The sequence below is a fragment of the Burkholderia sp. 22PA0099 genome, from assembly GCF_047497165.1.
In the GTDB taxonomy this organism is placed as follows: domain Bacteria; phylum Pseudomonadota; class Gammaproteobacteria; order Burkholderiales; family Burkholderiaceae; genus Burkholderia.
Genome location: NZ_CP163164.1, coordinates 3,223,706 through 3,239,553 on the forward strand (window position 1 = coordinate 3,223,706; position 15,848 = coordinate 3,239,553).

8 protein-coding genes are annotated in these 15,848 nt (G+C 70.5%); all 8 read right to left on the reverse strand.

From position 1 onward, the window contains the following. Positions 1–27: 27 nt before the first annotated feature. The 8 genes from AB4851_RS14130 to AB4851_RS14165 all read right to left on the reverse strand — a co-directional run bounded on the left by AB4851_RS14130 (position 28) and on the right by AB4851_RS14165 (position 15,756). Positions 28–1,092, reverse strand: coding sequence for a YqcI/YcgG family protein (locus AB4851_RS14130; RefSeq protein WP_414447726.1), 1,065 nt, complete (start codon positions 1,090–1,092; stop codon positions 28–30). Positions 1,093–1,185: 93 nt separating this feature from the next. Then, positions 1,186–2,628, reverse strand: coding sequence for a peptide synthetase (locus AB4851_RS14135; RefSeq protein WP_414441819.1), 1,443 nt, complete (start codon positions 2,626–2,628; stop codon positions 1,186–1,188). A gap of 542 nt (positions 2,629–3,170) precedes the next feature. Further along, positions 3,171–5,366 carry a TonB-dependent siderophore receptor gene (locus AB4851_RS14140; protein WP_414447727.1) on the reverse strand — a complete coding sequence of 732 codons (2,196 nt, stop codon included), beginning with the start codon at positions 5,364–5,366 and terminating at the stop codon, positions 3,171–3,173. Positions 5,367–5,883: 517 nt separating this feature from the next. Then, positions 5,884–7,911 (reverse strand): Fe(3+)-hydroxamate ABC transporter permease FhuB, encoded by a 2,028-nt coding sequence (fhuB, locus tag AB4851_RS14145; protein WP_414447728.1) that lies wholly within the window; start codon positions 7,909–7,911, stop codon positions 5,884–5,886. Then, complete coding sequence (locus AB4851_RS14150) at positions 7,901–8,899, reverse strand: iron-siderophore ABC transporter substrate-binding protein (protein ID WP_414447729.1); 999 nt, start codon at positions 8,897–8,899, stop codon at positions 7,901–7,903. Before AB4851_RS14150 ends, fhuB begins: the two co-directional genes overlap by 11 nt. After that, positions 8,896–9,690, reverse strand: coding sequence for an ABC transporter ATP-binding protein (locus tag AB4851_RS14155; RefSeq protein ID WP_414447730.1), 795 nt, complete (start codon positions 9,688–9,690; stop codon positions 8,896–8,898). Before AB4851_RS14155 ends, AB4851_RS14150 begins: the two co-directional genes overlap by 4 nt. Before the next feature lie 65 nt (positions 9,691–9,755). After that, positions 9,756–15,554 (reverse strand): condensation domain-containing protein, encoded by a 5,799-nt coding sequence (locus AB4851_RS14160; RefSeq protein ID WP_414449194.1) that lies wholly within the window; start codon positions 15,552–15,554, stop codon positions 9,756–9,758. Then, positions 15,436–15,756, reverse strand: a complete 321-nt coding sequence (locus tag AB4851_RS14165) for a hypothetical protein (RefSeq protein ID WP_414447731.1) — start codon at positions 15,754–15,756, stop codon at positions 15,436–15,438. The genes AB4851_RS14160 and AB4851_RS14165 overlap by 119 nt, the downstream gene beginning before the upstream one ends. Between the last annotated feature and the right edge of the window lie 92 nt (positions 15,757–15,848).

Here is a 15,848-nt window from a genome sequence, read left to right on the forward strand (position 1 = left end):
TCGTGATCGCTTCGGCACCGCGGTGCGTCAGTCCTCGCCGTACTCGTGGCGATCGCGCTTGACCGGCGGCACCGCGTGCGGCTCCTTGCCGTGCCACGACGCCGGATGCGGCGCATACGGGTTCTCGGTCGAGACGATCCGGTGCTGCTGCCAGTGGCGCGCACCGGCCGAATCGGCGGCGGCCGGCTTCGACTGCACCACCACCGGCTCGACATGACGCTTCGGCGCGTAGTCGCCAGCGTTCAGCACGTCGCGCGGCTCGGCCCCGAACGCGGCCTGGGCCGCTTCGGCGTTCTGTTTCTGGCGTTTCAGGAACGGGCAGCGATCGTCGGCGGCCACGTTGGCGTCGTCGAGGAAGTACTGTTTCCATTCGAGGTTGCCCGGGTCGCCGTAGAAGCCGAGATCCGGGTGGGCCGGGATTTCGTCCCAGGTTTCGAGGCGCTTGCGCACCTGGTTGCGCGCCTCGCGGCCGATCACCTTGTTGGTGATGGTGTCGACGAACACGCTGCGCGGCTGGAACAGCAGCACCATGCCGGGGCCGAGGTTGCGGCTGTGGCGCGTGCGGAACGACGGGCACGCGCACACCACGAAGCACTCCACGCCCGCGAACGAGAATTCCCAGTCGCCATCGGACGGCGGCGGTTGCTGGTCGGCCTTCGGATCGGGATCGACGTCGTGCAGATGCTGGAGGATCTGCCAGAAATGCGTGTGATAGTCGTCGTGCGAGAGCGGCGCGGCATCCGGTTCGAAGAACACCGCAATATTGTTCTTGCGATACTCGGGGCGCAGCGCGAGTTCGGCGAAGGTCTGCATGGTGGCCGGCAGGTCGGCGATGTTCTTGCCGTTCACGAACGAATAGAACATCTCGCCGCGCTTCTCGGCGATGGTGCCGAAGAAGCACGGATACTCGGGGTGCATCACGCTCTCGCGCAGCGTCGCGTACGACGCGTCGAGCCACGCGGGCGGGTTCGCGGCGGCGCCGAGCGCACGGCCGTTGATGATGCGGCTCTTCCAGTCGCCCGGATCAAAGCCTTCGCCGGGCGCCGCATCGGCTTGCGCCAACAGGTTGACCTTTTCCTCGGTTGAACTCATTTCATATCCTTGTTCGTCGCCAGCGCGGGCGAGCGTGCCGGGCCGCGCGGAATGCGCGGCCCACCAGTCAAAGCAGGTTCCTGCCGGCGGAACTCAGGCGGACGCGCCCGCGTTCGCCTTCGCCTCGAGTTCGGCGACCAGCGCCTGAACCCAGTCGTCCGGAATGATCGGCTGGTGATACGTGCACTCGCCCGACAGCACGGTCGAACCGTGCAGGCGGCCGTCGGGAATCAGCACCTTGTCGCCCACGTTCATCTTCAACTGCATGCCCACATTGCCCCAGAACAGCATCTGGCCTTCCTCGATGGTCACGAGGCGGTGATCGTTGTGGACGTGCGTGGTCGAGCACATCTCGAACGGCTCGACGAAGGTTTCGCGGTCGATGCCCGGGCATTCGACGTCGATGCGGTCACTGATTCGGTGTGCGAACTTGATGTAATGGCGGATCGACGACAGCCACAGCAACTGCTCGCCGAGATCCCAGCGCGCCCGCTCGCACAGGCGCTCGGCCGCGGCCACGCCCTGCACCGCCTGCGCATAGGCGGGCTGGCCGTATTGGCCGGCAATCGTTTGCAGCGCTTCCTGGAAGCGTGCCACCAGCGCGTCGGTGCGGCGCTCGAATTCGCCCGGCTCGCGGCCGGCCGGCGCCAGATGCGCGCAGGCGCGCTCCAGCGCGGCGCCGAACGCCAGCCATTCGGCTTCGGCCGCGTAGGCCGCGCCCACCAGGCCGAACGCGCGATCCGGGCGGCGGCCCAGCGCGTACAGCAGGTTGGCCTTGGCGGTGCTGGTCGGCAGATAGAACTGCCAGTACGCATGCTGCTGGCGCGTCACGCCCACCGAGGCGGCGATCTTTTCGAGCAGCGCATCCGACGGCAGGTCGCCGTGCAGTTGCGGGCGCAACGCCTCGGGCAGCATGTCGAGGAAGCCGCTCGCCGTGGCGCGAGCCAGCGCGCGGCGCTTCGACGGCGCGAGCGCCCAGCGCTGCACGGTGATGAAGCGCAGGCCTTCCTGCAGATAGTCGTTGCGCATCAGGCGGGCGAACGATTCGGTCCAGAACGCCGTTTCCTCGTCGATCAGGCGCTTCAGGCGCGCCGCGGCGGCGGCCGGCTCGGCCTCGACGGCCTGATCCTGCGACAGGTATTCGAATGCGTACGCTTCGAGGAACGGGGCGATCTGCGCGCCGAACACCTGCACGTCGTCGCCATAGAAGCCGCTGAAGTGCTGCCATTCGTCGATGTCGGCGCTGCGCGGCAGGCGCGCCACGCCCAGCTCGTAGATCGACAGCAGCGTGCGGCCCGAGGCCAGCGCCGGCAGGCGGCTCACGTTGTGCTGGCGCACCGGCTTCTGGAACTTCAGGAATTCGAAATCTTCCGGACGCAGCGGGCGGCGGTGGAAATCGTCTTCCAGCAGCAGCTCGCTGACATGCGCGCTGCGGAATGCGTGCGCGGCGGAGAACTGCTTGATCAGTTCAACGTAGCGTTCGCTCTGGCCGGCGAACGGCGAGAAATCAAATAGCAAAGGCATGGCTTGCGACATGGCGAAAGTTCCTGTGAAGAGTTCTCGGAAGCACGCGGCCCGGCTGCGAGGCCGGAGCGTGCGAGAAAAGGCCGGCAGCACCGGCTCGGAGCGTCGCGTACGGCGACGCGGCGCCGGTGCAAACGCGCAGGCAGCGCGACGGCGATGCCGGCGGCGCGCTGAAATCGGACACCCGGCACGGAACGGCCAGGCAGGTTGGACGGACGGCATTCGACATCGTCATGCTTACGTCAGCGACATTCATCGTTCCCTCCATGACGCGTTCGCGGCGGCGCCCAGGCATCGGAGCGCGACCACGCGAGTCAGCTGCACAACGCGGCTTCGGCCCGAAGCGAGTCGTACGCGGGTAATTTATATAAATACAATGCAAATCGGAATGATTCGCATTAATTGTTTCAGTTTCACGACCACACCGTGACCGCCGCTGTCACACATGTCCTCTGCTCCGGCATGCGCTCCCGGCCGGGGCCGGGTATCGAGCCGGGGCGCGCGGAACGCCCCGGTTCGTCAGGTGCGGCGGGACCGGCCCGCCGCGTGGTTCGTCAGAAATCCGAACGAACCGTCAGCATCACGTTGCGGGTATCGCCGAACACGCTGTAGAAATTGCCCGGCGGACGCAGGTAGTACTGGCGATTGAAGATGTTGTTCAACGCGAGCGACGCTTCGAGGTGCTTGTTGAAGCGATAGCCGAGCTGCGCATTGAAGACCGTGTAGCCGCCCTGCACCACGCCGCGCGTGGTCTGCGTCTGCGCCAGCATGCCGCCGCCGACCGAGAAGCCGCGCAAGGTGCCGGCCGTGAACGAGTACTTGGTCCACAGCTTGAACAGGTGCTTCGGATCGGTGCCTTCCGACAGGTCGGCCGCCGCGTTCTCGTAGCTCGCATTCAGGTACGTGTAGCCCGCGTAGATGTTCCAGTTCTCGATCGGCTGGCCCGTCACCTCGAACTCGAAGCCCTGGTCGCGCACCTTGCCGGCCGGGATCGAGAACGTCGGGTTGGCCGGATCGGCCACCGCGCGGTTGTTGTCCTGGATGCGGAACAACGCGGCGGTGGTCGACAGGCGGCCGCCGAGGAAGCTGTTCTTCACGCCGATTTCATACTGATCGCCGGTACGCGGCGGCACCACGCTGCTGTCGGCTTCGATCGCGGTTTGCGCGGCCAGGAACTTCGAGTAGCTCGCGTAGACGGTGGTCGACGGCGTGATGTCCCACACCAGGCCCACCGACGGCAGGAAGCGGTGATCGAGGTTGACGTTGGTCTTCCAGTCGGCCACGGTCGGCAGGATCGACTGCGAGCGCTGTTCGAAGAACGCCTCGCGCGCGCCCAGCACCAGCGTGACCGGATCGAGCAGCTTGATGCGCGCCTGCGTGTAGAAGCCGTACTGAACCTGGCGCGTGTTGGTGCCGAACGTGAACGGCACGTTGACCTTGCCGATCACGTTCGGGTCGTACAGGCTGAACGTGCCGAGCGGGCCGGGGCCGACCAGCGATTTGTTGCCGCTGTACGCCGTTTCCGACATCACCGAGTAGTTCGCACCGACCGTCAGCGTGTGGGTCCGGCCGAACGCCTCGATCGGGCCGGTCACGTTGGTGTCGGCGCCGAACCAGTCGTAGGTGTTCTGCTGGCGGCGCTCGGTGTAGCGCGCGATGCCGGGGGCCAGGGCGCCCGGGCCGCTGTCGGCCTCGTCCGCCTTGGTGAATTCGTGACGATAGAACAGCGTCGTCTGCGATTTCCAGCCGTTCGCGAAGCTGTGCACCAGGTTGCCGTTCACTTCCTGCAGCGAGGTGTAGCCGTAGTTCCAGTCCGGCGCGAAGTTCTGCGAGTACGAGCTCGGCACGCGGCCAAACGGTGCGGTGGCGGTCGCGCTGCGGAACAGGCCCGATGCGCCGTAATCGAAGCCGGTGTTGGTGTTGACCTGGTAGCCGGCCGACAGCGACAGCGTGGTGCGCGGGGTGATGTCCCAGTCGATCGCGCCGTAGCCGGTCACTTCCTTCTTGCGCGCGCGGTCGATCGAGCCGTGCATGTCGCTGCCGATCAGCACGGCGCGGCCGCGCACGGTGCCTTCCTTGTTCAGCGCGCCGGTCACGTCGATCATCTGGCGGGCGCCGCCGAACGAGCTGATCTGGGTTTCGGTGCTGAGGTGGAATTCCTTCTGCGGGCGCTTGCGCACCAGGTTCACGGTGCCGCCCGGCTCGCCGTTGCCGTCGAGCACGCCGTTCGGACCACGAATCAATTCGACGCGGTCGTAGATGCCCAGGTCGAACTGCTGCAGATATTCAAGACCACTGACGATCGACACGCCGTCGAATTCGATGCCGAGCTGCGTGCCGCGCGAGTGGTAGTAGGCCGTGCCGTCGCCGTATTCGATCGCGCTCACGCCCGTCATGTAGCGCAGCGCGTCCTGGATCGTCGTCATGTTCTGATCGTTCATCCGTTCGCGCGTCAGCACCGACACCGAGGCGGGAATCTCCTTGACCGGCGTGGCCGAACGGCTGCCGACGGTGGCCGCGCGGGTCGCGTACGAGCCGCTGTCCTCGGTCGTCGCGTCGGGCGCGGCCTTCACGTGCACGGTCGGCAGCGCGGCGGACGCTGCCTGCGGTGCGGAAGCGGCCGCCTGCGCGTGCGCCGCGCCAGCCCATGCCGCGCATAGCGCGATCGCGACCGGCGTCAACCGGATCACCCCTGCCTGTCGATACGAAACGCGCTTCCCGCGCCGCCAGCCGTCCATCGAGATTCCCATTTGTTGACTACGCTCCATGTGTTGTGTCCGTCCGCCGTGGTTCGATCTGACGACTCGGCGGCCGTTTGTAAGCGTCACCGGATGCGATCGACATGACGCTCGCGACATGCCGAAATCCTGGTGATCACACGCTGGCGACACACAACTCCCCGCGCCAGAATGCGAGTCGGAATATTACCGATAACGATTCTCATTTGCAATTCATTTGCACACTGTTCCGATTCATGCGTCGTATTCATGGGAACGGGGGTGACAGAACGGGCAATCGCGTGTCGATCAAGGCTGTCTCGAAGCTTTCGAAAGCGGAGCGAAGGCGTCGAAACAGGTGCTTGCGCAGCACGAATGTGGCGTGCCGATGACAGCCGTTCGCAATTGCATCGGATGACGAAGCAATTGAAAAAATCGCCTGACCGTCAGGATGCCGAAGCAGTGGAAATGCGCGGAGAAATCGATAGGAAAAGAACCGTCAAGGCGGCGCTGGCGGCCGCTTCGACGGCCCGCCAGCGCCCTGCCCGCCTCAGGTCGAGGTGACGGTCTTGCGCAGCATCAGCGCGATCAGGTAAGGCCCGCCGATCAGCGTGGCGACCAGGCCCGAGGCCACCTCCTCCGGGAACACCAATTGCCGGCCGAGCCACTCGGCGAACGTCATCAGCAACGCGCCGATCATCGCCGCAACCAGGATTTGCGAGGCGGGCCGCCGCGCGCCGGAGAAGCGCGCGATATGCGGCGCGATCAGGCCGACGAACGACAGCGGGCCGACCAGCAGCGTCGAGGCGGCCGTCAGCACCGAAGCCAGCAGCAACACCGCGAACCGCGCACGCCCCACCGGCACGCCGAGGCCGCCGGCCACGCCCGCGCCGAGCCCGAGCATCTCGATCCAGCGGCTCAACAGCGGCGCGAGGGCCAGGCCGAGCAGCGCGATCACGGCCGCCGCGTAGGCGATCGGCGGCTGCACGTAATAGGTCGAGCCGACGATGAAGTTCAGCAGCAGCCCGACCCGCGCGTCGCCGCTCGACATCATCGCGCCGACCACCGCCTGCAACAGCGCGCTGATCGCCACGCCGATCAGCAGCAGCCGCTCGGGCGCGAACGCCACCCGCGAGCCGAGCCACATCAGCACGGTGAGCGTCACCACCACGCCCGCCAGGCAACTGAGGAACAGCACGCCCGGCCCCGGCGCGACGCCCGCGAACAGCGCCACCACGATGCCAAGCATGCCGCCCGCGCTGACACCGAGCAGGTCGGGGCTGGCCATCGGGTTCGCGGTGATGCGCTGGATCAGCGTGCCGCCGATCGCCAGCAGCACGCCGGCTGCGGCGGCCGCCACCGTGTGCGGCAGGCGCCAGAACATGATGGCGCGGATCTGCGCGAGATCGCCGAAGCGCCAGCCGTGGAGCGTGCGCGTCACGCAGAAGCTCAACGCGATCACGGCCAGCAGCGCCAGCAGCGCCACCGGCAGCCGGCGCGACAGGCGGCCCGGCAGCGCGGCGGCCACCCCGGCCGCGTGCAAGTCCGGCTGGGCGCGCAGGCGCGGCAGCAACAGCAGCAGCAACGGCACGCCCACCAGCGAGGTGACGGTGCCGGTGGGCAGCAGATGCGCCGAGAACAGCTCGGCCGACGACACCACCCGCACCAGCTCGTCGGTCAGCCACAGCAGCGCGGCGCCGAGCAGCGGCGCCCAGATCAGCCGCTGGCCGAGGCGGCGCGCGCCGGCCAGCCGCGCCAGCGTGGGCGCGGCCAGGCCGACGAAGCCGATCACCCCGACCGTCGACACCACGGCGGCGGTCAGCACCACGGCCACCATCAACGCCACCACGCGCGTGCGATGCAGGCCCACGCCGAGGCTGCGCACGGTCGAATCGCCGGCATCGAACACGCCGAGCGGCCGGCGCAGCAGCACCGTGACGATCGCGCAGCCGAGCACCGCCAGCCCGAGCATGCGGCTGTCGTGCCAGCCTGTCTGGTCGAGCGCCCCGCCGCCCCAGATCATCAGGCCGCGCAGCAGTTCGAAATGCGCCATCGACAGCGCCAGGCTGATCGCGCCGCAATACAGGTTGACGATCATGCCCGACAGCACCACCGCGAGCGGCGCCATCCGCTGCCGCGCCGACAGCGCGAACACCACCAGGATCGCGAGCGTGCCGCCGGCCAGCGCCACCAGCGGCCGGCCGATCACCAGCCATGACGGCGCCCACAGGTCGGCCACGATCAGCGCGAGATAGGCGCCGGGGAACACGCCGAGCGTCATCGGCTCGGCCAGCGGGTTGCGCAGCACCTGCTGCGCGAGCGTGCCGGCCAAGGCCAGCCCGCCGCCGCACAGCAGGCACATCGCGATGCGCGGCAGCATGCTGTCGCGCACCAGGATCTCGCGCAGGTTGTCGCGGTCGGGCGCGAACAGCGCCTGCCAGAACGACGCGCCGTCGAGTTCGGCGCGAATGCCGTGCACGGCAAGCACCAGGGATACCGCGACCAGCAGCCCGATCACCCACCAGCGGGCATCGCGCGACGCGTCCTGACGCGGCAAGGCCATGAGATTACGCAACACCGCCGCCTCCTGCGTCGATCGTCGTCAGGGCCGCCTCGACGGCATGCGCGAAGCGCTGCATCGATACCAGCCCGCCATAAGGGGCGATCACGGGCAAGGCCGCGACGCGCCGTTCGCGCACCGCCGGCAGCGCCTGCCAGATCGCATTGCCGGCGAGGCCTTCGCGCTGCCCCGGCTTGAGCCCGCCCACCAGCAGCACGCTCGCGTCGGGCACCGAGGCCAGCCGCTGCAGCGGCACCAGCGAATAGCCGGTCTGGGTCGGCCACACCGGGCCGCCATCGCGCGGGTGCGCGGCGTTGCGCACGCCGAGCGTCGCCAGCATCTCGTCGAACAGGCTGCCGCGCCCGTACACGCGCAGGTGCCGGTCGTCCGCCAGATCGGCGACGATCAGCGGATGCTTGCGCAACGCCGGCCGCGCGGCCAGTTGCGCGCGCACCGATTCGGCGGTGCGCGCGGCCTCGTCGATCAGCGCCTGCGCTTGCGGCGCGCGGCCCACGCGGGCGGCCAGCTTGCCGGTTTCGTCGCAGAGGTCGTGGTAAGGCTGCGCGCTCGTCATGTACTGGCTCAATACGATGGTCGGCGCGATCCGTTGCAGCGTGCGGATCGCCGGCGCGTGGCCCGGCGTGATCACCAGCAGGTCGGGCTTCAGCGCGAGCAGCACCTCGAAGTTCGGCTGGTACAGCAGGCCGATGTCGGCCACGCCCTGCGGCAGCGGCGGCTCGACGATCGCGTTGCGATACCAGTCGGGCAGGCTGACGCCGATCGGCGTCACGCCCAGCGCGAGCAGCGTTTCGGTCAGCTCCCAGTTCATCGTGGCGACGCGGGTGGGCACGGCGGCCGGTGTGTCGGGTGAAGCGGCGGACGCACCGGCTGACGAAGCGCTCGCGGCAGCCCGCGCCGCGCCGGACCACGCCAACGCGCCGGCCAGCCCGAGCGCGCCGCCGCGCGCCAGCCAGCGGCGGCGGGATTCGTGCAACGGCCGGCTCATCGCGGGTATCCGATGCGGTGGCCGGCCACGGGATCGACCATCACGCCCATCGGCACGCCGTAGATGGCGGCCAGGCTGTCTTCGCGCATGATCTGGTCGGGGCCGGCCTGCATCAACACGCGGCCGCCGCGCAGCGAAACGAGCTGGCTGCAGAAGCGCGTGGCCATGTTGACGTCGTGCAGCACCACCACGGCGGTCATGCCGCGTGCGTCGCACAGCGTGCGGATCAGTTGCAGCACTTCGAGCTGGTGGCCGATGTCGAGCGCCGAGGTGGGCTCGTCGAGCAGCACGCAGCGGCTGTCCTGCGCGATCAGCATGGCCAGCCAGACGCGCTGTCGCTCGCCGCCCGACAGGCTGTCCACCGGGCGATCGGCGTAATGGGCGACATCGGTCGACACCATCGCGTTCTCGACGTGCTCGTGATCCTCGCGCGAGAAGCGGCCGAGCGCGCCGTGCCACGGGTAGCGGCCCAGCGCGACCAGTTCGCGCACCAGCAGGCCGTCGGTTTGCGGCGTGTATTGCGGCAGGTGCGCGACCTGCTGCGCGAAGCGGCGATGCGCCCAGCTATCGAGCGGCGCGCCGCCGAACTCGATGCGGCCGCGCGTCGGCGCATGCAGGCGCGCCAGCAGGCGCATCAGCGAAGTCTTGCCCGAGCCGTTGTGGCCGATCAGGCCGACCACCTGGCCGGCGGGGATGTCGAGCGTAATGTCCTGCAACAGCGTCTTGCCGCCGATCGCGAAATCGACGCCGGACAGGCGGTAGAGCGGCGTAGCGCCGGCGGGTGTGGTCACGGCTTCAGTTCCATCGTCAGCATCGTGTTGCGGGGAGACGGCGGGCCAGGCCCGCCGGGGCGTCATTATCCGTTAGTTCCGGCGCCGGGCGCAGCAGCGCGGCCGGCATCCTGCCCGTGCGCGGCGGACAGCGCACGCAGGCGGCGCGCCACCTCGTCGTGCACGGCCGGATGCAGCACGATGCCGGTGTGCGTGGCCTCGGCCTCGATCACCGTGGTGACCGCGCTCGTATAGGCCGACCAGTCGCGCTCGCGGCCGGTGGCCGTGTCGCGCGCGGCGTGCCAGTACGTGAGCGGCACGTCGATGCGCGGCAGCGCATGCGCGACGCGCAGCCGGTAATGCAGCGCGTCGATTTCGGCCGCGCGCGCGAACAGCGGACGCAGCGCCGCGCCGTCGGGCTGCGCGTCGAGCCAGCCCGGCAGCAGCGCGAGCGCATCGGCGCCGGCCACCTCGGCCTCGGCCGACGGCTCGCCCGTCTCGTTCGGGCCATGCGCGGCGGTGGAGACCGCCGTATCGAGCAGACCGAGGAAATCCACCGCGTGACCGAGCGCGCGCAGGCGGGCCGCCACCGCGAACGCGATGCGCCCGCCGAACGACCAGCCGAGCAAGCGGTACGGGCCGGCCGGCTGCATGGCGACGATCTCGCGCGTGCAGGCATCGGCCAGCGCCTCGAAGCTATCGGCCCAGTCAGCCGGCCGCGAGGCCGGGAACGCGAAGCCCGGCGCGCGCAACGCCACCACCGAGGCCACGCCTTGCAGCGCGGCGGCGAGGTAGCGGTATTCGCCGGTCAGGCCGAAGCCCGGGTAGCAGCAGAACAGCGTGACGGGCGCGCGCGCCGCGTTGAGCGGTTGCCGCAGCGGATCGGCGGCCGGCATCAGGCGCGCCTCGGTGTAGAAGCGCTCGCGCCATAACGCGAACGCGGCATCGGCGGCCGGGTTCGCGGTGGCGACCGGCGCGGGCGTGGCACCGCCGGGCAGGCCGCCGAAGCGGGCCGGTACGTCGGCCACGTTTGCTGCGTTTGCTGCGTTTGCTGCGTTTGCTGTGTTCGATTTTTCCGGCGCGGACGCGGCGGCTTGCGCCAGCGCACGCACCTGCGTATCGAACACGGTGACCAGCCGGGCGAGCCTCGCCTCGTCGACCGAGCCCGCCGCCGCGCTCCAGTCGACCTTGAGGCAGCCGTCCGCGATCAGGCCGTTCAGGTCGAGCCAATGGCGCGCCGCGCCGGCCGGCGTACGGCCGAGCGTGCCGTCGCCGCTATCCTCTCTAGCGAACGTGAAGCGGCCCGCGCCGAGCCGCTCCTCGAAGCGGCCCAGGTAGTTGAAGCCGACCGTGGTGGCCGGCAGCGCGTCCAGCGCAGCGCGCGACGAGGCCTGCCCCAGGTAGCGGAACAGGTTGTAGTGCAGCCCGTCGGCCGGCAGCGCGGCGCGCGCGGCGGCGATCGCGCGGCGCGCGGCTTCGGCGTCGCGTCCGGCCGCTACGCGCAGCGGATACTGCGTCGTGAACCAGCCGACCGTGCGGCTCAGGTCCACGCCGGGCATCTGCTCGCCGCGGCCGTGGCCTTCCAGTTCGACGATCACCGGCACCTCGGGCAGCACCTCGGCGCAGGCCTGCGCGAGCGCGGCCAGCAGCACGTCGTCGATGCGCCAGCCCGCGCCGCTCAGGCGCGCGGTGGCGTCGGCGTCCAGCGACCAGGCCAGGTGGCGCTGGCCGCCTTCGGCGCGCGGCGCGGCGTCGGCCGCCGTGCCCAGTTGTGCCTGCCACCAGGCGATCTCGCCGAGCCATTCGGGTTGCGAGGCGTAGGCGGCCAGCCGTTGCGACCAGTCGCGCCAGCCGGTGGCGGGTGGCGCCAGCGCGGGGGCGGCGTCGCCGGCGCGCGCCAGGTCGTAGGCCTTGAGCAGATCGTCGAGCAGGATTCGCCACGACACGCCGTCCATCACGATGTGGTGCGCGACGATCAGCAGCCGCGCGCCGTCCGGCGTTGCGAACGCAGCCGCACGCAGCAGCGGGCCTTGCGCCAGATCGAGGCTGCCGTGCAGGCGATCGGCGTGGGCGGCCAGCGCGGCGCGCCAGTCGTTGGTGGGGGTCGGCTGGGGCGCTTCTTCCGCTTCGGTCGCCTCGGTCGCCTCGGTCGTCTCGGTCGTCTCGGTCGTCTCGGTCGTCTCGGTCGTCTCGGTCGTCTCGGTCGTCTCGGTCGCCTCGGTCGCGCACAGATCGATCGCCTCGAACGCAGCCTCGGCCAGATCAGCCGTGGCCGGCACGATGGTCTGCGTCCAGCGCCCGGTGGCCCGATCGTGCGCGAAACGCGCGCGCAGCGCGTCGTGCGCGCCGAGCACCGCCGCGAGCGCCACGCGCAACGCGTCGGCATCGAGCGCATCGGCGGCGCGCAACAGCACCGACTGATTCCAGCGCGACGGCGCATCGGGGAACTGCTCGAAGAACCAGCCCTGCATCGGCACGAGCGGCGCATCGAGCGGCCCGGACGCTTCCAACGCGGCCCCGCCCTCGCCCGCCTGCGCATCGGCGCGCTGCGCCACGCGCGCGAGTTCGCGCACGGTCGGATGCTCGAACACCTGCCGCGCGCTGACGATCCAGCCCGCCGCGCGCGCCTGTGCGATCACGCGCAGGCTCGAAATCGAATCGCCGCCGAGCGCGAAGAACGCATCGGTCACGCCGAAATCGGTGCGGCCCAGCACCGTCTGCCACACCGCCAGCAGCGTGGTTTCGAGCGCGCCCGCCGGTTCGACCGCGCCGGTATCGACATGCTCGTCCGGCTCGGGCAGCGCGCGGCGGTCGAGCTTGCCGTTGTGCAGCGTCGGCAACGCGGCCAGCGCCACGCACACCGACGGCACGTGCGAGGCCGGCAGCGTGGCGGCCAGCGCGTCGCGCACCACATCGGGGGCGGCCTCGCCGGTGTAATACGCCACCAGCCGCTTGCGTTCGCCCTCGCCGCGCAGTTCCACCACGCCTTCGCGCACGCCGGCCGCGCGACGCAGCGCCGCCTCGATCTCGCCGAGTTCGATGCGGTGGCCGCGCAGCTTGATCTGCTGATCGAGCCGGCCGAGGAAATCGATGGTGCCGTCCGGGCGGGCGCGGCACAGGTCGCCGCTGCGGTACACGCGCGAGCCGGGCTCGCCGGTGGGATCGGGCACGAAGCGCTCGGCCGTCAGCGCGGCGCGGCCCAGGTAGCCATGGGCCAGCGTCGGGCCGCCGATGCACAGCTCGCCCAACGCGCCGTCGGGCGCGCGGTTGCCGTCGAGATCGGCCACGTAGGCATGCCGCGACGGGTAGCAGCGGCCGATCGCGACGATCGCGCTGGCCGCATCGGCCGGCGTGACCGGATGATGCAGCACGGCCACCGTGGTTTCGGTCGGCCCGTACAGGTTGTCGATCGCGACGTGAGCGAGCGGGCCGTCGAGCCAGCGCGCCAGCGCGTCGCCGGGCAAGCCTTCGCCGCCCACCGTGATCTGCCGCAGCGACAGGTCCTGCGCGGCCGGCAGCGCGATCCGCCATTGCTGCCAGAGCGCGGTGGGAATCCGCGCGAACGTCACGCGCTCGTCGATCAGCGTGCGGTTCAGCGTCTCCAGTTCCCAGGCGCGCGGGCCGCGCATCGCCACGCGGCCGCCCGCGATCAGCGCCGGCAGCAGTTCGTGCAGCGCCACGTCGAAATTGATGGTGGACGATTGCAGCACCGTGTCGGTCTCGGCGATCCGGTGGTCGTGCAGGAAATCGTCGAGATGCAGCGCCAGCGCACCGTGCGAGATGGCCACGCCCTTCGGCGTGCCGGTCGAACCGGACGTGTAGATCACGTAGGCCAAGGCCTCGGGATGCAGCGGCGCGGCATTGGCCGCATTGGCCGCATTGGCCGCATTGGCCGTGTTGGCCGTGTTGGCCGTGTTGGCCGTGTTGGCCGTGTTGGCCGTGTTGGCCGTGTTGGCCGTGTTGGCCGTGTTGGCCGTGTTGGCCGTGTTGGCCGTGTTGGCCGTGTTGGCGGCGTTGGCGGCGTTGACCGGCTTGGCGGCGTTGACCGCGTTAGCGGCGTTGGCGGCATTGACCGCGTTGGCCGCGTTGACCGCACTGCCCACACCGGCGACGTTGCCGACAACCACCGACTCGCCGCCCTCACCGACGCTCGATCCAGCCTCGCGCAGCCCCCCCGCGTCGAGCGCACGCAGCGGCCCGAGCAACCCGGCCCATTGCGCGCGCGTGCCCGCATCGACGATCACGTGCCTCACGCCGGCATCGGCGATCATCGCGCGCAGCCGTGCCTCGGGGTAATCGGGGTCGAGCGGCACGAACGCGCCGCCGCCGTGCCAGACGCCGAGCAGCGCGGCCGGCAGCGCCAGCGAACGATTCAGCAGCAGGCCCACGCGCTCGCCGGCCGCCAGGCCGTCGGCGCGCAAGGCCGCGCCGATCCGCGTGGCCCAGCCGTCGAGCGCGGCGTAGTCGAGCGATTCGCCCTCGCAGCGCAACGCGATGCGCGCCGGGCACTGCGCCGCGCGCGCGGCGATGCGCAGGTACGCGGGTAAAAACGGGCCGCGTGCGATGTCCGCATGCGCCGCATGGCGCGCGGGCGGCGCGGCCAGATCGGCCACGCGCCGCGACGGATCGGCGGCGATCAGCGCGAGCAGGGCCGCGTAATCGTCGAGGAAACGCGCCACGGTGGGCGCCACGAAGCGGTCGCGCGCATAGGTCAGCGCCAGTTCGAACGTGCCGCCCGCGCCGCGGTCGCGGCCGTTCAGCGCCAGATCGAAACGCGCGGTACGCGCCACGTCGGCCACGGGCTCGGCCACCAGCCCGTCGGGCAGCGCAGCCGCACCGCGCGGGCGGTCGACGGCCAGATCGAACATCACCTGGAACAGCGGCGAACTGTCGAGATCGCGTTCGACGGCCAGCGCCTCCACCAGTTGCGCGAGCGGCACATCGCGGTGCGCCTGCGCGTCGAGCACGCGCGCATGCGTCTCGCGCAGCAGCGCCGCGAACGGCTGCGCGCCGTCCAGATCGGTGCGCACGATCAGCGTGTTGACGAAGAAGCCGACCAGCGCCTCGGTTTCGCGGCGCTCGCGCCCGGCCGACGGCACGCCGGTCACCACGGTGCGCTGCGCCGCGTAGCGGCCGAGCAGCACGCCGTAGGCGGCCAGCAGCAACGTAAACGGCGTGGTGCCGTGCTCGCGCGCGATCGCGCGCAGCCGGTCGGCCAGCGGCGCATCCACACCACGGCGCACCGTGCCGCCCTCGTGCGAGCGCTGCGGGCGCGGCGGCAGATCGCGCGGCAGCGTGATCGCGCCGGGTGCGCCGTCGAGCGTCGCGCGCCAGTGCTCGACCTGCCGCGCCAGTTCGTCGGGGGCCTGCCATTCGCGCCGCCACATCGCCACGTCGGCGAACTGCACGGGCAGCGGCGCGAGCGTGTCGCCGCGATAGAGCGCGAGCAGATCGCGGAACAGCAGATCCATCGACCACGCATCGCCCACGATGTGATGAACCACGAACTGCAGCACGCGCGTGTCGGGGCCGATGTCGAACAGGCCGACGCGCAGCGGCGCACCGCCGGTCAGATCGAACGGCGCGCAGGCGAAGCCGTGCACGGCGGCGGCCAGCGCCTCGGGATCGGGGCCGATCGTTTGCGCATGAAAACCGTAGGCCGCGCGCGCCGCGTCGTCGGGCGTCGCGCCCTGCGGCGGCAGTTCGGCCGGAACCGGGTATTGCATCGGCACGCCGTCGTTGGCCTCGAAGCGCAGCCGCAGCGCTTCATGGCGCGCCACCAGCGCATGCAGCGCGCGATGCAGCGCCGTCGCATCGAGCGGGCCGCGCAAGCGCAGCGTCTGCGTCAGGTGATACCCCGCGTTGGCCGGATCGAGGCACCACAGGAACCACCAGCCGCTCCTGCGCCGGCAGCAGCGGGAAACGCGCCGGGCGCGGCGCGAGCGGCACGGCCGGCAGCGCCGAAGTATCGATGCCGCCGGTGCGCGCGCGGGCGCGGAACAGCGCGCGCTTGTCCTCGGGGAGCGCCGCGTATTGCGTCGCGAGCCGCAGCGCGTCGGGGCGCGCCGAGAGTGTGTTGTCCGTCACGTCGTTCGTTTCCAGTCTGTCGGCCGCCGCCCCGGCACGGAGCGGCGGACCGGGGGCGCGCGGCGGCACATCCGTCCGCCACCGCGCGCCGC